This is a genomic window from Priestia sp. YIM B13551 (assembly GCF_042787905.1).
Classification (GTDB): domain Bacteria; phylum Bacillota; class Bacilli; order Bacillales; family Bacillaceae_H; genus Priestia.
The window spans coordinates 45,226-65,916 of sequence record NZ_JBHZOX010000002.1 but is presented as its reverse complement, the minus strand read 5'-3'; the positions used below and the strand labels follow the sequence as shown (position 1 = coordinate 65,916).

The following is a 20,691-nucleotide window of genomic DNA, read 5'->3' as shown; positions in this document are numbered from 1 at the left end:
TGTTAGTTGAAAGAAGATCCGAACGAGCTGGATTCTTAGTGGAGAATCAAATTCGTTCGGATTTTTTTATTGGTAGGGTGAACGTAGGTTCCCTGTATGTAGCTCCTTCTAGCCGTTGATTAGAGGACAAAGCGACGTCTTGCACAGAAATCAACAGCTGTGGAACAGGCAGTCCAGATCATTTATCCTACTTGTTCATCTTTAGATGGAATTGTTTTCGTTATGTCTCATTCACTTTTAGAACCACAGGCTAAACAAGCCGTTGCTTACACCTAAATTATACATATAATAAAGGCCAAATATAATGCTGACAGCGCCTGTTACCTGCATCAAGCAGCGGTTTAACGTCACTTGTTTTTTAGTTGTAACGAATGGAATCCCAATAACCGTTGTAAATAACAGCATGCCAAGACAAGTGCCGATTCCAAAAATGATAATGTACAGAGCACCTTGCCATACGTGAGTAACGGTGCTCATCGTTAATACAACCATCGCTGCACTTCCGGCCAGTCCATGAACAAAGCCAATGCCCAATGACTTTAAGTAAGACGTTTTTTCGTGATGCGTATGTACTTGTTTTTTGTAAGACAGAAAAGATGTAAAACCGAGGTAAACGAGCATAATGCCTACTAAAAATTCAAGTGACATGCTCATACGTTCAGAAATACTGCTTTTGAACACCATTAAAATCATGCCAAAAATAAACAGCGTAAGCGTATGACCAATCCCCCAGTATACTCCTGCAAGCGAAGAGCGCCACAGCTTTTTACTTTTTGAAGCAATGGTTGATACAGCGATAATATGATCTGGTTCTAGAGCATGCTTGATTCCTAAAAAAAACCCTAGTATTAAAATTGAAAAAAAACTTGTTTCCATGTCAGCTTTCTCATCCTTTCGTACGTATAAAACTAGTATATCGTACGTTTTTGTTTTAATAAACAGAAAATTCTAAACGAAAATGTCTGGTCGAATAGCTAAACTATTTATCAATTTACAATAAGTTACAAATATTAAAGGAGATGTAGTATAAAAATTTTACATTTACAAAAACTATGAGTAAATTATTGTGAGGTTGATAACTATGGACAAAATTTCTACTGATATCATGCTGTGGAGTTCTTTTATACGTCAAAATGTTAGGACAGAACGTGACTAGACTAGAAGCTCTTTTATGGAGCATTGCGTTGCCGGGCTTTGGACAATTACTAAACAAAAAACATATAAAAGGAATTTTGTTTATTGTACTTGAATTTCTCATTAATATGGGCGCAAATTTTAATGAAGGTATTCGCTTAAGCTTTTTAGGAGAAACAAGGCAGTCCCTAGAGGTAATGAACATGCAGTGGTTAATGTTTTATCCATGTTTGTATTTTTTTGCAATTTGGGATGCTGTTAAAGAAGCAGAAAACGGCGCATCGAGATTTACATTTATTCCTTTTGTCTCCTGTGCTTATTTTGTTACAGTAGGCATTATGTATTCCTCAGTAACAACCATCAACGGTGTTTTTATAGGACCAATTTGGCTTCCTATGCTGTCTGTTATACCCGGACTTGTTGTCGGGCTCATTGTCAAAAAGCTATTAGAAGTGTATATACATAAGAAAAAATAAACGTCATTACAATCTATACATCCGTAGATTTTAATGGACGTTTATTTTATTTTTGTTTATAAATAAGTAATAAAGTCTCTTATTTAGGGAACGTACTAACAGTGGCTGTTTTTACATAATTTTAAGAGAGCGCGGACTACTCATAAAAAAGAGCACATTGAAAATGGAGAGAATGTGTACAAGCTTATATAATAGCACTTTGACAAAAAGAAGCTGGAGAGCAGGTGGATAGAGGATGATCACAAATGGTATTTATCGTTTTTTTCTTATCTGGTACGTATGCGGAGTCGTCTTGCTTTCCTTCGATTTGCTGCCTTCATGGTTAGAATGGGCAAACGCGGTCTTTTTACACTTGAGCAGTCTTCTTGCTCTTATTTATCTAGCTAAAGCTTATGGAGTAAGGCGGGCACTGCTCGTTGCGATATTTGTGACAGGCGCATCTATTTATATCGAAAGTCTAGGTGTTAAGTATGGATTTTTATTTGGATCCTACGATTATGAAAAAGATTTTGGCGCCAAAATTTTAGGGGTTCCTCTGACCATTGGTTCGGCTTGGTTTATGGTTGTGATCACAAGCAGAATATTAGCTCTCGGAATTATGAAACGTATGGAACTGCCGTTTATTGTCCATGGAATTGTCTATGCAGTCATTAGTTCGCTTTTTGCTGTTATTATGGATTTGGCTATTGATCCTGTTGCCTATGTTGTTAAACAATATTGGGTGTGGGAAGGGGACAGCTTTTATTATAATATTCCTTTATCAAATTTCTCCGGCTGGTTTTTATTGTCTTTCTTCATTCAGCTGGTCGTATATTTCTTTTTAGCTAAGGCTTCTAAAGAGGAAAATCCGGTGTGGGAAAAAAGAATGGTATTTTTGTATAGTGCAGTTGTCATGATGTTTGTGATTGTAGCGTTGGCGAATGGCCTATGGCTTGTCGTATGGCTGACGATGATTCCTTTTCTTATTCTTTATATTGTGTATAAAAAGGAGACTCGCTTATGATTTACCCGAAGAAAAACTCAATATTTGAGCGATTTTTTCAACTGTTTGTCACATATCAGCTTAAAAAGCAATTTTATCGTATTCATTTACATATAGAAGGGCTCCCAAAAGATAAAAAAATTTTATTAATTGCTAATCATTCCAGCTGGTGGGACGGTTTAGTGACATTTTATTTAAATAACGCGGTATTAAAAACAGATCTATACGCTATGATGTCCGAACAAGGAATGAAGGATTTTCCTTTTTTTCAACGAATCGGAGCTTTTTCAGTAAATGCAGCGTCTCCGAAGCATACGGTGGAATCGTTAAGGTTTGCCAGTAAGCTGTTAGAAGAGAAAAAAACGGTGCTTATTTTTCCCCAAGGAAAAGAAGAGCATCTTGAAAAAAGACCGTTAACTTTTTCTGAAGGACCTGCTTTTCTTCTAAAGAAGCATTCTGACGTTGAAGTTATTCCCATTACGTATTATTATACGTTTCGCCATGATCAGCGACCGGAGCTTTTTATCTGGGTAGGGCAAGCTGTTTTTTACGACTCATCTAAGGCAAGAGAAGAGATAACCAACACGCTAGGCGGTGCAGTCACTGCTCAGCTCGATTATCAAAAACAGAAAATAATTCAAGAAAACGATGAGGAATTTACGGTTTTATTAAAAGGAAAAAAGACGCTTAGTGAATGGTTAACGTGGTGGAAAGCGAAGGTGAAAGAATGATTTACTATATGCTTTTATTTATTTTTATGCTGCTTCTAACCATTGTAAATATTAAAGCAATGCCTAAATTAAAAAGATACGAGCCAGATTCCAAAACACCTCAGCCTCTTATTTCTATTTTGATTCCAATGCGAAATGAAGAACGAAATGTAAAGCGAATCATTTCCTCTATTAAAGGATTAACGTACAGCAATCTAGAATGTGTCATACTAGACGATCAGTCCACAGATCAAACACGAACACAGCTGTTGAAAGAAATTCACGGGGATCCGAGGTTTACCATCATAGAAGGAAAAGAGCTGAGAGAGGGCTGGGTCGGAAAAGTTCATGCCTGTCACCAGCTGTCGCAAGCTGCAAATGGAGACTATTTATTGTTTGTAGATGCAGATGTAGAACTAAAAGAACGTACACTGGAACATACTTTAGCCACAGCACAAGCGACAAAAGCCGCTCTTTTAACAGGTTTCCCTCGTTTTCCCGTAAAAACGTGGTTAGAAGCATTGGTTGTTCCGCTTCAGCATGTGGTTGTTTTTAGTTATTTACCGGTTGTCGTAGCTAATCGTAATAAGATGAGCAAAGCTTCAGCGGCTCACGGTGCTTTTATGTTTATAAAAAAAGAAACATACGAGGCCGTAGGAGGACATGAAGCCGTCAAATCTTCACTAGTAGAAGATGTCCACCTAGCCCAGCTTTTTAAGCAAAAGAAACACCGCGTCATTTTAGCTAATATTACCTCTCATGTTAGCTGTTATATGTATGAAACAACAGAAGAAGTATGGAACGGTTTTGCTAAAAACATCTTTGTAGGTCTGGGCCGCTCCGCTAAAGCAGTTTGGGTACTAAGCGTTTTTTTTGCCTGTTACTATGTGCTGCCGCTTCCTTTTTTTATAGCAGGAATATTCACAGGCAACATGCTTTGGATTCTGCCTTTTTGCATTATGCTTTTTCAGCGGTTTTTAATTGACCGGTCGGCTCAGCAAAAAGGGCTTTTGTTTTGTACGATGCCCGCGTCGGCAATTGTGCTGATGCTGCTGATGAATCATTCCATGAAGCGTGAACGAAAAAAGCAGGGATATGAATGGAAAGGAAGGCATTATCAATGAAAAAAGTACTAATAGTTGGGGCAGGGTTAGGCGGATTAGCTGCAGGAGTTCTTCTTCAAACAAAGGGGTTCGATGTCACAATTGTGGAAAAAAACGAGCATGTAGGCGGAAAAATGATGCCTGTGCAGCTAGGAGAATATTCTTTTGATTTTGGGCCTAATACCATTACAATGCCCGAAGTTTTTCAGTGGTTATTTGAGCAAGCGGGTGAACGTCCAGAAGACTATATGCCTCTTGTCAAACTAACGCATCATACGAATAATTTCTTCACCGACGGCTCCCAATTTTCCATGTCTATAGATGAAAGAAAGATGATTCAGCAGCTTGAACGTCTCGATCCCTTTGCTGCGGAGCAATACCCTGCCTATTTAAAAGAAGTAAAAAGAATATACGACATTGCAAAAAGCCAATTTTTCTACCGGACATTTTCATCGTGGAAAGATTACACAAACCCTTCTTTATTAAAAGCATTGCTGCAAGTAAGGCCGTTTGAAACAGTAGATACGTTTCATCAGCGTTTTTTTCGAAACGAAAACATTCGAAATGCATTTAATCGATATGCAACCTATATCGGATCTTCACCTTATACATCACCCGCTACGTTTTCACTGATTGGACATTTAGAAATGAATGATGGGGTGTACTATGTAAAAGGAGGAAATCCTAGAATTGCAAAAGGGCTGGGACATGTGTTCCAAAAAGTTGGAGGAAAGCTGTATACAAACTGCAGCGTTACTGAAATAATCGTAAAAAATAAACGGGCTGCCGGAGTGGAAGTAAATGGAGAAGAAAAGATAGACGCGGATATCGTTATTGTGAACGGGGACTTGCTAAAAGCCTATCCGGCACTTGTAAAAGAACAGGATAGACCTCATTTTAAAAACAAAAAAGCAGCTGAATTCGAGCCTTCCATATCAGCTTATGTGATCATGGCAGCTGTTAAGAAGCGCTTTTCTCAGCTGATTCATCATCAAGTGTATTTTTCTCAGGATTATAAACAGGAATTCTATGAGCTATTTCAGCAAAAAACGCTTCCAACCGATCCCACCATCTACATTTGTAATTCTTCATATACCGATAACACGGTAGCTCCGGGTGATAATTTATTTATTTTAGTGAATGCTCCTGCTGTGAAAGAAGAGAATCAAGAAGAAATGAAAGCTTACAGAGAAGTTGTCTATCGCAAGCTTTCTCAGTTTGGTTTAGATATCGAGCCTTCGCTTGTACATGAACGAATTGTTACTCCATATGAAATTGAACAAACGTTTGGCGCATTTAAAGGTGCTTTGTACGGCGTGAGTTCAAACCGGAAAATGGATAGTTTTCTTCGCCCAAGCAACGTCTCAAAAGATGTTAAAAACTTATATTTTGTAGGAGGAACGACTCACCCTGGAGGAGGGTCTCCTATGGTCACGATTAGCGGCATCAATGTAGCTATGCTTATTTCATCTTCCTAATTGATAAATCAGGATTGTCAAAAAGTTTAGTTTTTTGGTACTATAAGAAAGTGCAGAGGCTGTTAACCTACTGTTCTTACGGATGGAAAAAATGAAAAAACATGTTACATAACGAAGTTGAAAAGGTGATTACATAACTATATGATTGTATTTACGTGTCTTATTATTATCATAAGCATTATCCGTCCGTACTTGGAAAGCGTGACTGTTAAGCGACTTGCTTCAGAAGGCAAAAAAGTTCGCTACTACAAAGAACAGTTCTTTTTTTATGTGCTAATTTTACTATTTTATATTGCGGTGATGGTATACCATAGGGTTCCAATTTCTATGTTAGGATTACAGGGAGTATATCTCGATACGATTCATCGCACGGCTCCGTATCCAGCGTGGATTGAATATTTGCTGCTTTTAATCTTTGCAGGCTTTATCATTCTTTCCATTATGCTTCAATGGATGAAAGATCATGGAGAAACGGTTTTTGTGGAACAGGAAATGCCCACGTCAATTGAGGCAACCGTTCCTAAAACGGAAAGAGAGCAAAAGTGGTGGCTAGCATACAGCGGTATTTCCAGCTTCGTAGAAAGCACCGTCTATTTTCCTAGCTTTTATTTATATAGTCACTATATATTAGCCATTGAAAACACATGGGTATTGGCCGTCTTAATTGGTATTGGTTATTTCCTATCACAGCTAGCTTTCCAGCGTGACCGTTTAAGTGTCCAGACGCTGTTAGTTGGTATCGGGCTAGGCGCTTTATTTATCATGACGAAGTCAGTTGTCATCATGGTCTTGTACTATGGCTTTAGCTTTTTGATTTATGATATTTACCAGCAAGATCGCAATCTAGTAAAAAGCACAGATGATCACTAAGAAACAACACGGCATAAAGCTGTGTTGTTTCTTTTTTTTTATAATTTATAAAAAAAGCTTGAAAAGCGCTTTCAATAGTCTTATAATTTAGATAAATCGATTTACTAAACCGGTTTAGTAAGTGGTTAGTTAGCATAATAAGAAAGGTAGGTCGATTTATGAATAGTATCATTATCCCGTTAAATGCATTTGAAACAACAGGCTTTCAGCACACCATGATTGGGAAAATACATGAGCAGCAAGTACATGGAGTGGAAATTCGAAGAGAGTTAATGAAAAAAGTAGATCAAGAGATTGAGCTTATTGCCGAAGAATTAAAAAAATATCCGCTTTTTACAGTATATTCGGCTCCAATTGAACTGTGGAGAGAAAATGGAGAGTTAAACACACAAGAATTAAAAGCTATTCTTGAAGAAGCCGTATCACTTGGCGCTCAGTGGGTAAAAGTTTCTCTTGGTTTTTATCAGCCCCAATCGCCTATAGCAGATTTACAGCAGCTATTAGAAGCATTTCCAGCTTTACGTCTATTTGTAGAAAACGATCAAACCAGTCACGGAGGCAACATAGCATCTCTGCACGCATTTTTTGATAACGCTTACGAAGTTCCTGTTTCCATGACGTTTGATATTGGTAATTGGCTTTATGTACATGAACAACCCCAGGAAGCAATCAAAAAGCTAAGGTCATTTGTGGGCTATATTCATATTAAACACGTAATAAAAAACAGCGGAAAGCTAGTGACCACCGCTATATCAAACGGTTCAAATGAAATGTGGAAAGATATTTTGAAAGGGTTTTCTCATTCTACTTTTAAAGCTTTAGAGTTTCCAATCGATGAACCAGAACAAATCCCCCGCTTCATTTCATTGGTGCAAGCAGCAGAACAGGAGGAAGTGCAATGAATTCATTAGACGTTATTACCTTCGGAGAAGCAATGGCGATGTTCATGGCAGAACAGCCGGGACCGCTGCATGAGATTAAGCGTTATACGAAAGAACTAGCCGGAGCAGAAACAAATGTAGCAATTGGTCTCGCTCGTCTCGGTCTGCGCGCAGGCTGGGTGAGCAAAGTCGGCAACGATCCTTTCGGTACGTTTATTATGAAACGGCTACAAGAGGAGTCAGTCAACACCGATTGTGTACTAGTAGATAGCGAGCATGCAACAGGCTTTCAAATTAAATCAAAAGTGGAAGTGGGAGATCCGGAAGTTTGTTACTTCCGAAAAAATTCAGCAGCCAGTCACTTGCACTCCAGCGATTTTAATCAAAACTATTTTTTAGCGGCAAAACATATGCATATGACAGGCATACCGCTTGCTGTGTCAGCAAGTATGCGCGATTTTGCTCTACATGCACTTACATCGATGAAAGCAGCTGGAAGAACGGTTTCCTTTGATCCAAACCTTAGACCCACTCTTTGGGCATCGAAAGAAGAAATGGTTATTACAATCAATGAAGCTGCTAAACAAGCAAACTACGTTCTGCCGGGTATTGAAGAAGGAAAAATCTTAACCGGCTACGAAAATCCAGAAGACATTGCTTCTTACTATTTAGATGCAGGCGTAGAGCTTGTCGTTATTAAACTAGGTGAACAAGGAGCCTTTTTTAAGACGGCTAAAGAGCAAGGAATGGTTGAAGGAATAAAAGTGAAACAAATAGTGGATACAGTCGGAGCAGGAGACGGTTTTGCAGTAGGACTGTTAAGCGGACTTCTTCAAAATGATTCTCTTACTCAGTCTGTAAGGAGAGCAAATGCTATTGGGTCATTAGCTGTACAAAGCCCTGGAGATAACGACGGATATCCAACTGAACAGCAGTTGCAAAGATATATGGAATCCCAAAAACAAGGAGTGAAGTGATAATGAAACAGCAGCTCGCAAAAAAAAGATGGCTTCGATTAATTCCTATCGTATTTATTACGTATAGCCTTGCATATTTAGACCGTGCAAACTACGGGTTTGGAGCAGCGGCAGGGCTGGCAGAAGATCTTCATATTACGCCAGGTATTTCGTCTTTATTAGGATCGCTCTTTTTCTTAGGTTATTTCTTTTTCCAAATTCCAGGCGCTCACTATGCTGAAAATAAAAGCGCCAAAAAGCTGATTTTTTGGTCTCTGATTTTATGGGGAGCACTTGCTACAGCTACGGGTATGGTAAGCCACGTCGGATTTTTGTTTGTTATTCGGTTTGCTTTAGGAGTAGTCGAAAGTGCCGTTATGCCTGCTATGCTCGTGTTTTTAAGCCACTGGTTTACAAAAGCAGAACGTTCTAGAGCCAACACGTTTTTAATTTTAGGAAATCCGGCAACCGTTCTTTGGATGTCTATTGTTTCTGGGTATTTGCTAGAATCGTTTGGCTGGAGATGGATGTTTATTTTAGAAGGTTTTCCAGCTGTTATTTGGGCATTTTTATGGTGGAAACTAGTAAACGACGAGCCAAAAGATGCAGGCTGGCTGTCGAAAAAAGAAAAAACAGATTTGCATGAAGCATTACAAAAAGAACAAGAAGGAATTAAACCTGTTAAAGGCTATAAAGAGGCTTTCAAAAATCGTACTGTCATTTTATTAAGCATTCAATATGCTTTATGGAGTATCGGCGTCTACGGATTTGTTATGTGGCTTCCTTCTATTATTAAAGCAGCGCCTAACATGAGTATAGTAAAGACCGGTTGGTTAGCGTCCGTTCCTTACGTATTAGCAGTCGTATTAATGTTAACGGTTTCATATTTATCAGATAAGTTTTTAAAACGAAGCGCATTTGTATGGCCGTTCTTATTGGTAGGAGCGCTTGCTTTTTACGGATCATACTTAGTTGGCACAAGCAACTTCTGGCTTTCTTTTACTTTACTCGTTATCGCCGGAGGGACAATGTACGCTCCGTACGGACCGTTCTTTGCAATTATCCCTGAAATTTTACCGCGTAATGTTGCCGGAGGAGCGATGGCTTTAATTAATAGCATGGGCGCACTTGGCTCATTTGCGGGTTCTTATATCGTAGGGTTTTTGAATGGATCAACAGGAGGATTTGGCGCTTCCTATATCTTTATGGCGGGATCATTATTCCTTGCTGCCATTCTAACTATTGTCGCAACGAAAAAGCCAAGAGAAGTTCAAAGTGTAAAGCCAGTTGAAACAACAGCTTAATGCAACGATAGAAAAGGAGAATTCAAATGCATATTGAGAAAATTACAAGTAGCGGTATTGTAGCGGTCATTCGAGGAGCAAGTGCTGAGCGAATTATTCCGCTTGCCTACGCGTTAAAAGAAGGCGGAGTAACAAACCTAGAAATTACAATGGAAAACCCTGCTGCCGTAGAGGTTATTAAAGAGTTAAAAAATGAATTTGACGACTCGATGTTTATTGGAGCAGGAACTGTTCTAGACGAAGAAACAGCACGAATTGCTATTATGGCAGGAGCGTCATTTATTTTTTCTCCTACGGTTAATGAACGAACAATTAAAACGGCTAAAAGATACGGAGTCATTAGCGTTCCGGGCGCTTTTACACCCACTGAAATTTTAACAGCCTATGAATGCGGTGCAGATATGATTAAAGTCTTCCCGGCAAGCGTAGTGGGCCCCGCTTATTTTAAAAATATAGCAGGACCGCTTCCTCATATTCCATTAATGCCAACGGGCGGCGTTACGGCTGAAAATGCAGGAGCTTATATTAAAGCTGGAGCAGCTGCTATTGGGGCAGGAAGCACATTAGTGGATGGAAAGCAGCTTCCAACTCCTGAATACTTACTTCAAGTAACAAAGGAAGCGAAGCGTTTTACTCATGAAATTCAAGAAGCTAGGCTTGCGTACGTTTAATAAATAAAGCCTTCTGCTAGCAAGAAGGCTTTTCCTTTTTCGTTTTTTTCGTTTACACTAGGAGTAGCATAATTTTAGGGATTGAATGAAAAGGACGGATTATGATGCAAAAAGTTACTATGCTGGACGTTGCAAAAGCAGCAAATGTCTCCAAAAGCACCGTATCACAATACATTAACAAGCGGTATGAATATATGGGCGAAGAAACACGAAAGAAAATTAAAGAAGCGATTGATACACTCGGCTATCAGCCCAACTATCTAGCAAGGAGCTTAAAACAAAAGCGAACGTCGATGATTGGGATTATTGTCGCGAATATTATGCACAGATTTTCTACTGAAGTCATTCGTGCAATTGAAGACTATTGCCATTCACAAGATATACATGCCATCATCTGTAACGCAGATGATGACCCTGATAAAGAAAAGAAATATATTAATATGTTAAAAGCAAAGCAAGTAGATGGCCTTATTTTATTTCCAACGGGAGCCAATACTTCTCTTTATGAGCAGATGATCAAAGAAGAATATCCGGTTGTTATTATGGATCGTAAAATTCATGATGTAAAAGGAAAAATTCCATCCGTAGTGGCAAACAACCAAGAAGCCACAAAACAGGCTATTTTGCATCTCCTCGAGCTTGGACATAAGCATATAGCGATTATTACAGAACCATTAACTATTACACCCCGGATTGAACGTGTAGAAGGGTACAAAGAAGCGTTAACATCAGCCAATATGCCTGTAAATGAATCCATGATTATCAACTGCAAAAAAGCGGACATGCAAAAAGCGCTTGAGAAGCTATTTGCAGCCGATAATCCGCCGACAGCGCTGCTTGCTGGAAACGATTTAGTATTCATTGAAGTGCAGAAATTTATTAAACAACACGGATTTAATATCCCAAATGATTTATCTTTAATTGTTTATGATAATATTCCTTACGCAGATGTAGCAACGCCTGCTGTTACGACGATTTCGCAGCCCGCTTTTGATATGGGAACAAAAGCAGCAGATTTACTTATTAAACAAATTTTGAAAGAAAAGATAGCTTATGAAGAGTACCAGTATGAGTGTGAATTAATTATTCGAGAAACAACTTTGTCGCATTAAGCTAAAAAGAGCGCCTATGGCGTGCTCTTTTTAGCTCATCAAAATATTGGTTTTTTTTACGCTGTTACTAAACCGGTTTAGTAGAAAGTGAGGAAAAAAAATATGAAGATACAAGTAGCAGTAGATCGTGTCACAATTGAAGAAGCTATTATCCTTGCCAAGCTGGCAGAACCCTCTGTTGATTGGATTGAAGTAGGCACATCTCTTATAAAAGAGTATGGAATTGAAAGCATTTATAAAATCAAACAGGCATTTCCACACAAGACGATTGTAGCAGATATCAAAACAATTGATAACGCAGAGTATGAGTTTACAATGTGCTATCAAGCAGGTGCAGATATAGCAACAGTCATGGGCGTATCACCTTTACCTACGATAGATACTTGCGCAAATGTCAGCGAAAAATGGAATAAAAAAATGATGGTTGATTTATTAAACACATCAAGCAGCTCGCAAAAGCAAGTAGGTATTTATAGAAACGCTATTTTTTGCCATCATATCAGCAAAGACGAGCAAGAAAAAGAAGGAAAATCGCTGAGTCAAATAAATTTGCGGCAATATTTTCATTCAGATGCCCAAATAGCAGTAGCAGGAGGAATTAATCCAGCCTCAGCAGCATCGTTACTTCAAATGAAAGCGGACGTCGCGATTATTGGATCAGCGATTACAAAAAGTGCGGATGTGGCAAAGGCATCTGCTGAATTTCAAAACTTATTTATGAGCAGGGGGAACGTATAATGACAAAAACACAAACGATTTTAGACGAAATTACGGCCGTAATGAATCACATAAAAGAACCGCAAATAGAAGAAGTAGCGTTTTCACTTTACCAAGCGAAACGAATTTTTGTTATAGGCGAAGGCCGCTCTGGGTTAATGGGCAAATCATTTGCGATGAGACTGATGCATTTAGGTGCGACAGTATATGTTGTAGGGGAGACCATTACTCCTTCGATTGCAGCAGGTGACGTGTTGGTGGCCATATCTGGTTCAGGAAAAACACAGCAAGTGGTGAGTGTAGCTAAAAAAGCCAAAGAAGTAGGATGTTCAGTTATCGGCATTTCAGCTAGTACAGAATCACCGTTAACTGCTCATACTGATGAGCTGCTGCACATTCCCGCTGCAACCAAATACCGAAGCGAAAATGAAGCCGCTTCTATTCAGCCTTTAGGCTCATTATTTGATCAATGTGCTCACGTTGTATTTGATGCCATTTGCTTAGAATACGGGAATTTGAATCACACGGATCATGAACAGGCGTTTAAGCAGCATAGCAATTTAGAATAAGAGGAAAGAGGCTAGAACAAAAGTAGGTTATTTAAAAGAAAATCCGAACGATGAATCGAGATTCTTGATAAAGAATCACATTCGTTCGGATTTTTTCATTGGTATAGGTGAGCGTAGGTTTCATGTGTGTAGTTGCTTCTAGCTGTTAATTGAATCGATGTAGTTATGTCTCATTCTCTTTTGATACAGGCAAGTCTAAGTCTGAACGTTTACTTCAGTTTTGTTTATTGCGAATATATTCCTTCTCTTCAAAGTAAATGACAGCATTTTTATGCTGAAATTGCTATAATATACAAGCCGGTACATATACTAAGGCGACTGAAAATAAAGGAGTTTTGATTAATGACAAAAATAAAATTAATTTCACATAACGATTTAGACGGGGTAAGTCCAGCACTGTTGGGTCGGTTAGCGTTTAGCGATGACAACTTTGATTACAGCACGGTAAGCATTGGCCGCATCAATGACACAGTGACACATTTTATTGAAGAAGAAAACGATGGAGACACAGCTTTATACATAACGGATATTAGCGTAAATGAGGAAGTAGCGGAAAAATTAAATGAACTGGTAAAAAAAGGCCAGCAAATCACTCTTATTGACCATCATATCTCTGCTCTTCCACTAGCTGAGAAATACGATTGGGTTCATGTTATTGCGGAAGATGAAAACGGTAAAAAGACGGCAGCTACATCTCTTTTCTATGACTACTTAGTGCGCCGCAACATGCTCCAAAAAACGGCGTTGCTTGATGAGTACGTAGAACTTGTGCGCTTATTTGATACGTGGGACTGGTTCCATGAAAATAACTTGAAAGCAAAGCGCCTTAATCACCTATATTATCTAATCCCGCATGAAGAATTTAAAGAAACCATTCTAGAAACACTTCGTGAATCGTATCATACTGAAAATCAAGAATTTACGTTTACGGACAAACACGAAATTTTACTAGAAGCAGAAGAAAAAAAGATTGAAAAATACATTTATGACAAACAAAAACAAATCATAAAAGAAAGGGTTGAAATTGATAAAACAGCGTACAACGCAGGGATTGTATTTGCAGATACATATCAGTCTGAGCTAGGAAATGCACTGTGTCTAGAAAACGAAGATATCGACTTTTCCGTTATGGTGGACATGGGACGCCAAAAGATTGGCTTCCGTGCAGTAAAAGACGAAATCAACTTAGCAGAAATTGTTGGGCACCTTGGAGGAGGAGGTCACCCAAAAGCTTCTGGATGCAAGTTAACGGCTGAAACGTTTGCTCTTTTCGTCACGGATCACTTGTTTAAAGACGAAGAAAAAAGTGAATAAAGCGTATAAGGAGGAGATGATATGTCGTTTAAAGATTTAGTTGTTGTTGTTACCGGAGCTGCGAACGGAATAGGTAAAGATGTATCCCGCGCATACGCGAAACAAGGAGCAAAAGTGGTATTGGCAGATGTGGACGAAACCGAAGGAGAGGGTCACGCGGAAGCTATTCAAAGACAAGGCGGAGAAGCCATTTTTGTGAAAACAGACGTCCGAAAAGAAGGCGACATTTTAAATCTCGTTGAAAAAACGGTCAGTACGTATGGAACGATACATATTTTGATTAATAATGCAGGCGTTTCCCGCTGGAAATCACCGTATGAGCTAACCATTGATGAATGGGATGACATTATCAATACGAACCTGCGCAGCGTGTTTCTATGCTCTCGCGAAGCAGCTAAGGTGATGAGAAAAAACGAAAGCGGAGGCTCCATTGTAAACTTAGCTTCTACAAGAGCTACAATGTCTGAACCTCACACAGAAGCCTATGCGGCTACAAAAGGAGGAATCGTTGCTTTAACTCATGCACTTGCCATTTCACTTGGTGATGACAATATCACAGTAAACGCTATTTCTCCAGGATGGATTGAGACATCTGACTACGATGGCCTTCGTGAAATCGATCATACGCAGCATCCGTCTAATCGGGTGGGAACGCCAGCCGATATTTCAAGAGCGTGTATGTACTTAACAAACGTTGAAAATGATTTTGTAACAGGAGCTAACCTCGTAGTAGACGGGGGAATGACGCGAAAGATGATTTATGAACATTAAGCATCTGTGAAAAAAGACTGCCGTATCTAGCGGTCTTTTTTCATATAATCAAGAAAGGAAAAAGATAATCATTTTTTTCTTGACAGACTAAAATAATCATTGTAAAGTAAGTTACATAAAGTAATTAAATTTCAATTAATATTTTTTTAGTTTAATATCTCGAATTAGAGATATAAGAATTCATTATACCTTGTTTATCTCCTTTTATCAGGGGGAAGGGTATAAACATGCAATTTAAGTTAAAAAAACAAACAATTAGGAGTGTGGAAAATGGGTTTTTTAGATAAATTATTTGATAAATCAAGTGATCAACAACAGGTTGGAAAAGATTTTTATGAAGCAATTAAAAGCCGACGTTCTATTTATGCAATTGATAAAAATGTAAAAATATCAGAAGAAAAAATTGAAGAAATTATTAACTTTGCGGTGAAACATACCCCTTCATCATTTAATTCTCAAAGCGCACGCGTAGTTGTTTTATTTGGCGAACAGCATGATAAAGTATGGAATATTACGAGAGAAACGCTTCGTAAAATTGTTCCAGCTGAAAATTTTTCAGATACGGATCAAAAAATGAACTTATTCGGAAGCGGCTATGGAACAGTTCTTTTCTTTGAAGATCAAGAAGTAATTGAAGGATTGCAAAAGCAGTTCGCATCTTATAGCGAAAATTTCCCGGTTTGGTCTAACCAATCATCAGGTATGCTGCAGCATGTGATTTGGACAGCGCTTGAGCTGGAAGGCCTAGGAGCAACTTTACAGCATTACAATCCATTGATTGACGATGAAGTAAAAGCAGCTTGGAATATTCCAAGCTCATGGAAATTAATTGCTCAAATGCCATTTGGTAATCCTGTGGCGCCAGCGGGCGAAAAAGAATTTCAACCGCTAAGTGAACGTGTAAAAGTATTTAAATAAGAAAAAAGAGGTACGGACAAAATTATTTTAGTTGAAGCAACATCCGAACGATGAATCGTTCGGATTTTTTCATTGGTATGGCAAGCGTAGGTGTTGCGTATGTAGCTGCTTCTAGCGGTTGATTTCGTTATGTCTCAGACCCTTTTTTTAGTAAATAGTTTGAATATTCTTTTATGTTTAACCTAAGAAAAATGCGGTTAAATAGGAGGAGTAGTCCTCAAATCTTCTGTGGAATTTATGCGCTATACATAAGCAATTCAACGATGTTTTACAAAAAAATAAAGTTTTTAACTTGGTTTTTTAGAGAATATTTGTTAACATATCCACTTGTGAGGTCTTAGTAAGAGGAGGATGATGTAAAGAATCCCATATCGGACGCAAGGGCGTAGATATGTGGAGTGGGAATTTTAAAGGAGGATTTTATGTCTGATCAAGGAAATCAAGGAAAATTTAAAAAATCAATATCGTTACTTGACCTAACGTTAATTGGGATGGGAGCTATTTTTGGTTCCGCCTGGTTATTTGCGGTTAGTAACGTAGCGTCAAAGGCTGGTCCAGCCGGAAGTTTTTCGTGGCTGATTGGCGGAGTCATTATTTTACTTATCGGTTTAGTGTATGCTGAACTTGGAGCAGCGCTGCCGCGTACCGGTGGAATTATCCGTTATCCGGTTTACTCGCATGGTCATTTAGTGGGTTACTTAATTTCATTCATTACCATTATTGCTTACACAAGTTTGATTGCCATCGAGGTAACGGCTGTACGTCAGTATGTTGCGTTTTGGCTTCCTGGTCTAACTAAACATGGTTCTGAATCGCCTACTACAATCGGCTGGTTATTTCAGTTCGCGTTATTAACGCTATTTTTTATCATTAACTACGTAAGTGTAAAAGCATTTGCTAAGTCAAATGTCATTATATCTGTGTTCAAATATGCGGTTCCTCTTACAATTATCGTCGTGTTAGCTTATCACTTTAAATCAGCTAACTTTACAACTGGCGATTTTGCTCCGTTTGGTTTTAATGGTATTCAAGCAGCCATTTCAACAGGTGGCGTTATGTTTGCTTACCTAGGACTTCACCCTATTGTTTCTGTAGCCAGTGAAGTTAAAAACCCGCAGCGTAATATTCCAATCGCGCTCATTATCTGTATTGTACTTTCAGCGATTATTTACACAGCACTGCAAGTATTGTTCATTGGTAACATCCCGGCTGATATGCTATCAGGAGGATGGGGAACAATTCAAGAGCAATTCTCTTTACCATTTAAAGATATTGCACTTATTTTAGGCCTTGGCTGGTTAGTAACGCTTGTTATTTTTGATGCTATTTTATCACCAGGCGGTAACGGGAACATCTTCATGAATACAACTTCTCGTTTAGTGTATGCTTGGTCTCGTAATGGAACATTATTTAAACGTTTCTCAAAAGTAGATAAGAAAACAGGAATTCCACGTGCGTCACTATGGCTATCATTTGGAATGTCCGTATTCTGGACACTGCCATTTCCTTCTTGGGAAGCGCTAGTAAACGTATGTTCAGTGGCACTTATTCTGTCTTATGCGATTGCGCCAATTTCAGCTGCTGCATTCAGAGTAAATGCAAAAGACCTTAAGAAGCCTTTTAAATTAAAAGGCATGAGCGTTATTGCTCCTGTTTCATTTATTTTCTGTTCATACATCGTATATTGGTCAGGATGGACGACAATTTCTTGGCTGCTGGGATCACAGCTTCTAATGGTTGTTATCTACGTAGCGTTTAAGAAATATGTACCAACTGACGTCGTAAAATTTGCACAGCAGCTTAAATCTGCTTGGTGGCTAGTTGCTTATTATATTATTATGCTTGTTATCTCTTATCTAGGTTCATTTGGTGGAGGACAAGGTGTGCTAAGCAACCCGCTTGACTTAATTTTAATTGCTCTTGTTTCACTTGGTATTTTCTACTGGGCGAAATACACAGGTTTACCAAAAGCAGTTATCGATACAGATGATTAATAAAAAACACGGCATGAATTCATGCCGTGTTTTTCGTTTGTATAGGCGTATACTCTATTTATTTATCAAACAGCCATGTTTTTAATATAGCAGCATACTCACGAAAGTAGGCTTGAAGTTTAATTGAATTTGGTGTCTTTGCACCTAAGGGATAAACGTCAAAGCCTTGACGTTTGGCAATAATAGAGGCGCGAAATAAATGAAAATCACTGCTAACAAGCACGACTTTTTTGTGTTGAATATCAACTTTCTGTTTAGTAAAAGTAAAATTCTCAAAAGTAGAAGTTGACTGATCTTCTTTTATAATTCGATTCTTTTTAATTCCTTCTTTCCGCAGAAAACGATAGGCTGCCTCTGCTTCAGATATTTCTTCATCGGATCCTTTTCCGCCCGTTACGATAACTTTTGTTTGTTGATGTGCTTGTAAATAAGATAAGGCCGTCTTTACTCGTTCTTTTAAACTAGGAGACATTTGATCACCATCTACTTTAGAACCTAAAACGAGCACATAATCTGCGTTTTGTGGAACAGGCTTGTGAGCAGTTTGATACATACAAAAAGATATAATTGCTATATAAAGAACAAGAGAACCAATAAAGGTATAAATCATTTTTTTCTTCAACTGTGAGCACCTTCCTAGCTATTTCATAAGATGTTTGGAAAATAATTGTTATTATAGCATACGAGACCCAAATAAGTATAAGCACAGTAATATATAATAATAGAAGAAAATCGTTATTGTGAATGGTTATAAAATTCGTTACAATAAAGAATAAATGATTTTAAAAGTGCCTCTAAGGAGGATAATAGGGAAATCGGTGTAAATCCGGTGCAGCCCCCGCTACTGTAAATGTGGATGAACCTGCAAAGACCCACTAGTCAAACTAGGAAGGGTGCAGAAGTAAAACGAAGCATAAGCCAGGAGACCTGCTTTTAAAAACCCCTTATTTTTCGGTGGGAGAAATAAGTCAAGACAATGTGTTAATGAGCGCATGACCAAACCTTGACTTTTACAGTTAAGGTTTTTTTATGTGGTAGGGAGTGGAAAAAGTGAAAAAAGGAAAACCGCTTATGATTCAAGGAACGCACTCAGACGCTGGAAAAAGCATGATTGCTACAGCATTTTGCCGTATTTTTAAAGAAGACGGCTATCAAACTGCACCGTTTAAATCGCAAAATATGGCGCTTAATTCATACATTACAATGGATGGAAAAGAAATTGGCAGAGCGCAAGGAATTCAAGCAGAAGCAGCTGGAGTAGAAGCAACAACCAATATGAATCCTATTTTAATTAAACCAACTCGTGATCATGAATCTCAAATTGTCGTTCACGGAAAACCGCTACGTAATATGTTTGCTTTTCAGTATCGGCAAGAATTTTTTAATGAAGGTTTGAACGTTATCACGGAAGCTTATAAAGAGCTTGCCAATCATTATGATCGAATTGTGATTGAAGGCGCTGGAAGTCCTGCTGAAGTCAATTTGAACGATCGGGAACTCGTAAATATGCGCGTTGCAAAAATAGCCCAAGCGCCTGTTGTGTTAGTAGGAGATATTGATAAAGGAGGAGTTTTTGCGAGCCTAGTGGGTACTCTTCAATTGCTTCCAGATGAACACAAGTCTAGAGTTATCGGGGTGTTAATTAATAAATTCCGAGGAGATTTAGAACTTTTAAAACCAGGTTTGAAGTGGTTTGAAGAATACACGGGTGTTCCGGTTCTAGGAGTTATTCCTTATATGAACAACGTGGAAATTGACGCGGAAGATTCGTTATCACTTAGAAATTACTCAACGCTTGTGAATCCGTTAAAAGAAATTGATATTGCGGTTATCTCGTACCCGCGCATCTCAAATTTTACAGACATCGATCCTTTAAGCTTAGAAGAAGACTGTCACGTGAGGCTTGTAACCAAGCCGTCGCAATTAGGTACGCCTGATTTAATTGTTTTACCAGGAAGCAAAAATACGATTGAAGATGCTCAGTTTTTACAAGAAAGCGGCCTGGCTCTAGCCATTAATCAAGTTTTGAACACAACGAACGTTCACGTCATTGGCATCTGCGGAGGATATCAAATGCTAGGGGAGACAATTACAGACCCTGATGCAGTAGAATCTCGGATTGAATCCATTAAAGGGCTGGGCTTGCTTCCGGTGGAAACCGTTATGACAACCAGCAAAAAAACAGAAAGAGTTTCTGGGTATGTCCAGCTAGAAAGTGAAAGAGTTTCGATTGAAGGCTACGAAATTCATATGGGAAAGACGATTTCTAAGAGCACCACGGAAGCTTTTGCAGTGGTAGAGCATGAAAAAGAAGGAACGGTTAAAGACAACGTCATTGGCACGTATGTTCATGATGTGTTTCATAACGATGCTTTGCGCAGAGCTTTGCTTAATCAAATTCGTAAACATAAAAAATTGCCGCCTATTACGGACACATTCAACAGTCGCCTGCAAAAAGAGGAGTCTTTTTCAAAAGCAGCAGCATATGTGAGAGAAGCCGTAGATATGGAAAAGCTGTATCATTTAATAGACAACTATAAAAGCCCGGAGCAAACACAAAAAGTATAGCTTGTAGGGGCTTTCGCTTGTTTTTTTACCGAGAACTTTAGTACGCTATTCTACGTTGCCTAGTTCAACAGTCTAGCACTCGTAACAAATAAAAGATGATTGTTTCCAACTTAATGCATGGTGGAAGCATGGTTTATGGACAGGAAAATGAATGGTTAATGTA

The 20,691-nt window shown here is 38.6% G+C and carries 20 protein-coding genes and 1 riboswitch; of the genes, 18 read left to right on the top strand and 2 right to left on the bottom strand.

Annotated elements, in window-relative coordinates:
- Positions 1-237: 237 nt before the first annotated feature.
- The gene (locus ACFX4N_RS09345) at positions 238-876 is read right to left on the bottom strand and encodes a HoxN/HupN/NixA family nickel/cobalt transporter (protein WP_274589330.1); all 639 of its coding nucleotides are present in this window, start codon (positions 874-876) and stop codon (positions 238-240) included.
- Between the two features lie 257 nt (positions 877-1,133).
- Here ACFX4N_RS09345 and ACFX4N_RS09340 point away from each other — a divergent pair, with 257 nt between their 5' ends.
- From ACFX4N_RS09340 to ACFX4N_RS09260, 17 genes are all read left to right on the top strand, one after another.
- Positions 1,134-1,610 (top strand): hypothetical protein, encoded by a 477-nt coding sequence (locus tag ACFX4N_RS09340; RefSeq protein WP_028409109.1) that lies wholly within the window; start codon positions 1,134-1,136, stop codon positions 1,608-1,610.
- A gap of 235 nt (positions 1,611-1,845) precedes the next feature.
- A complete protein-coding gene (locus tag ACFX4N_RS09335) occupies positions 1,846-2,613 on the top strand; it encodes a carotenoid biosynthesis protein (protein ID WP_192100317.1) in 768 nt (255 codons plus the stop codon).
- Positions 2,610-3,323 carry a lysophospholipid acyltransferase family protein gene (locus ACFX4N_RS09330; RefSeq protein WP_029322579.1) on the top strand — a complete coding sequence of 238 codons (714 nt, stop codon included), beginning with the start codon at positions 2,610-2,612 and terminating at the stop codon, positions 3,321-3,323. Before ACFX4N_RS09335 ends, ACFX4N_RS09330 begins: the two co-directional genes overlap by 4 nt.
- Positions 3,287-4,426 carry a glycosyltransferase family 2 protein gene (locus ACFX4N_RS09325; protein ID WP_225518910.1) on the top strand — a complete coding sequence of 380 codons (1,140 nt, stop codon included), beginning with the start codon at positions 3,287-3,289 and terminating at the stop codon, positions 4,424-4,426. The genes ACFX4N_RS09330 and ACFX4N_RS09325 overlap by 37 nt, the downstream gene beginning before the upstream one ends.
- Positions 4,423-5,883, top strand: coding sequence for a phytoene desaturase family protein (locus tag ACFX4N_RS09320; RefSeq protein WP_377261284.1), 1,461 nt, complete (start codon positions 4,423-4,425; stop codon positions 5,881-5,883). The genes ACFX4N_RS09325 and ACFX4N_RS09320 overlap by 4 nt, the downstream gene beginning before the upstream one ends.
- Positions 5,884-6,024: 141 nt before the next feature.
- Entirely contained in the window at positions 6,025-6,753 is a 729-nt protein-coding gene (locus tag ACFX4N_RS09315; RefSeq protein ID WP_013057645.1) for a hypothetical protein, read from the top strand.
- Between the two features lie 158 nt (positions 6,754-6,911).
- Positions 6,912-7,655 (top strand): sugar phosphate isomerase/epimerase family protein, encoded by a 744-nt coding sequence (locus ACFX4N_RS09310; protein ID WP_301264453.1) that lies wholly within the window; start codon positions 6,912-6,914, stop codon positions 7,653-7,655.
- Complete coding sequence (locus ACFX4N_RS09305; protein ID WP_055990953.1) at positions 7,652-8,611, top strand: sugar kinase; 960 nt, start codon at positions 7,652-7,654, stop codon at positions 8,609-8,611. Before ACFX4N_RS09310 ends, ACFX4N_RS09305 begins: the two co-directional genes overlap by 4 nt.
- A gap of 2 nt (positions 8,612-8,613) precedes the next feature.
- Complete coding sequence (locus tag ACFX4N_RS09300; RefSeq protein ID WP_029322567.1) at positions 8,614-9,894, top strand: MFS transporter; 1,281 nt, start codon at positions 8,614-8,616, stop codon at positions 9,892-9,894.
- Positions 9,895-9,920: 26 nt separating this feature from the next.
- The gene (locus ACFX4N_RS09295) at positions 9,921-10,565 is read left to right on the top strand and encodes a bifunctional 4-hydroxy-2-oxoglutarate aldolase/2-dehydro-3-deoxy-phosphogluconate aldolase (RefSeq protein ID WP_013057641.1); all 645 of its coding nucleotides are present in this window, start codon (positions 9,921-9,923) and stop codon (positions 10,563-10,565) included.
- Between the two features lie 101 nt (positions 10,566-10,666).
- Positions 10,667-11,677 carry a LacI family DNA-binding transcriptional regulator gene (locus ACFX4N_RS09290; protein WP_013057640.1) on the top strand — a complete coding sequence of 337 codons (1,011 nt, stop codon included), beginning with the start codon at positions 10,667-10,669 and terminating at the stop codon, positions 11,675-11,677.
- Between the two features lie 102 nt (positions 11,678-11,779).
- Positions 11,780-12,415 (top strand): 3-hexulose-6-phosphate synthase, encoded by a 636-nt coding sequence (gene hxlA / locus ACFX4N_RS09285; protein ID WP_192100318.1) that lies wholly within the window; start codon positions 11,780-11,782, stop codon positions 12,413-12,415.
- On the top strand, positions 12,415-12,963 hold the full coding sequence (gene hxlB, locus ACFX4N_RS09280; RefSeq protein WP_192100319.1) for a 6-phospho-3-hexuloisomerase: 549 nt from the start codon (positions 12,415-12,417) through the stop codon (positions 12,961-12,963). Before hxlA ends, hxlB begins: the two co-directional genes overlap by 1 nt.
- A gap of 342 nt (positions 12,964-13,305) precedes the next feature.
- Entirely contained in the window at positions 13,306-14,277 is a 972-nt protein-coding gene (locus ACFX4N_RS09275; protein ID WP_013057637.1) for a DHH family phosphoesterase, read from the top strand.
- A 21-nt stretch (positions 14,278-14,298) separates the two neighbouring features.
- Positions 14,299-15,048, top strand: coding sequence for an SDR family oxidoreductase (locus ACFX4N_RS09270; protein WP_098449192.1), 750 nt, complete (start codon positions 14,299-14,301; stop codon positions 15,046-15,048).
- Between the two features lie 270 nt (positions 15,049-15,318).
- Positions 15,319-15,966, top strand: coding sequence for a nitroreductase family protein (locus ACFX4N_RS09265; protein ID WP_057273455.1), 648 nt, complete (start codon positions 15,319-15,321; stop codon positions 15,964-15,966).
- A gap of 422 nt (positions 15,967-16,388) precedes the next feature.
- Positions 16,389-17,960 (top strand): APC family permease, encoded by a 1,572-nt coding sequence (locus tag ACFX4N_RS09260; RefSeq protein ID WP_013057634.1) that lies wholly within the window; start codon positions 16,389-16,391, stop codon positions 17,958-17,960.
- A gap of 58 nt (positions 17,961-18,018) precedes the next feature.
- Here the strand turns inward: ACFX4N_RS09260 and ACFX4N_RS09255 are convergent, their stop codons facing one another.
- Entirely contained in the window at positions 18,019-18,582 is a 564-nt protein-coding gene (locus tag ACFX4N_RS09255) for a YdcF family protein (RefSeq protein ID WP_075420859.1), read from the bottom strand.
- Positions 18,583-18,729: 147 nt separating this feature from the next.
- A riboswitch (cobalamin riboswitch) is annotated at positions 18,730-18,909 on the top strand.
- A 92-nt stretch (positions 18,910-19,001) separates the two neighbouring features.
- Here ACFX4N_RS09255 and ACFX4N_RS09250 point away from each other — a divergent pair.
- Positions 19,002-20,528, top strand: a complete 1,527-nt coding sequence (locus tag ACFX4N_RS09250; RefSeq protein WP_192100320.1) for a cobyric acid synthase — start codon at positions 19,002-19,004, stop codon at positions 20,526-20,528.
- Positions 20,529-20,691 lie beyond the last annotated feature (163 nt).

Excerpts from the sequence above, each read along its gene's own strand:
- ACFX4N_RS09340 (WP_028409109.1), top strand. The coding sequence starts at position 1,134 with ATGTTAGGACAGAACGTGACTAGACTAGAAGCTCTTTTATGGAGCATT.
- ACFX4N_RS09305 (WP_055990953.1), top strand. The coding sequence starts at position 7,652 with ATGAATTCATTAGACGTTATTACCTTCGGAGAAGCAATGGCGATGTTC.
- ACFX4N_RS09290 (WP_013057640.1), top strand. The coding sequence starts at position 10,667 with ATGATGCAAAAAGTTACTATGCTGGACGTTGCAAAAGCAGCAAATGTC.
- ACFX4N_RS09345 (WP_274589330.1), bottom strand. The coding sequence starts at position 876 with ATGGAAACAAGTTTTTTTTCAATTTTAATACTAGGGTTTTTTTTAGGA.
- hxlA (WP_192100318.1), top strand. The coding sequence starts at position 11,780 with ATGAAGATACAAGTAGCAGTAGATCGTGTCACAATTGAAGAAGCTATT.
- ACFX4N_RS09325 (WP_225518910.1), top strand. The coding sequence starts at position 3,287 with ATGGTTAACGTGGTGGAAAGCGAAGGTGAAAGAATGATTTACTATATG.
- ACFX4N_RS09270 (WP_098449192.1), top strand. The coding sequence starts at position 14,299 with ATGTCGTTTAAAGATTTAGTTGTTGTTGTTACCGGAGCTGCGAACGGA.
- ACFX4N_RS09275 (WP_013057637.1), top strand. The coding sequence starts at position 13,306 with ATGACAAAAATAAAATTAATTTCACATAACGATTTAGACGGGGTAAGT.
- ACFX4N_RS09300 (WP_029322567.1), top strand. The coding sequence starts at position 8,614 with ATGAAACAGCAGCTCGCAAAAAAAAGATGGCTTCGATTAATTCCTATC.
- ACFX4N_RS09335 (WP_192100317.1), top strand. The coding sequence starts at position 1,846 with ATGATCACAAATGGTATTTATCGTTTTTTTCTTATCTGGTACGTATGC.
- ACFX4N_RS09310 (WP_301264453.1), top strand. The coding sequence starts at position 6,912 with ATGAATAGTATCATTATCCCGTTAAATGCATTTGAAACAACAGGCTTT.
- ACFX4N_RS09315 (WP_013057645.1), top strand. The coding sequence starts at position 6,025 with ATGATTGTATTTACGTGTCTTATTATTATCATAAGCATTATCCGTCCG.
- ACFX4N_RS09320 (WP_377261284.1), top strand. The coding sequence starts at position 4,423 with ATGAAAAAAGTACTAATAGTTGGGGCAGGGTTAGGCGGATTAGCTGCA.
- ACFX4N_RS09330 (WP_029322579.1), top strand. The coding sequence starts at position 2,610 with ATGATTTACCCGAAGAAAAACTCAATATTTGAGCGATTTTTTCAACTG.
- ACFX4N_RS09265 (WP_057273455.1), top strand. The coding sequence starts at position 15,319 with ATGGGTTTTTTAGATAAATTATTTGATAAATCAAGTGATCAACAACAG.
- ACFX4N_RS09260 (WP_013057634.1), top strand. The coding sequence starts at position 16,389 with ATGTCTGATCAAGGAAATCAAGGAAAATTTAAAAAATCAATATCGTTA.
- hxlB (WP_192100319.1), top strand. The coding sequence starts at position 12,415 with ATGACAAAAACACAAACGATTTTAGACGAAATTACGGCCGTAATGAAT.
- ACFX4N_RS09295 (WP_013057641.1), top strand. The coding sequence starts at position 9,921 with ATGCATATTGAGAAAATTACAAGTAGCGGTATTGTAGCGGTCATTCGA.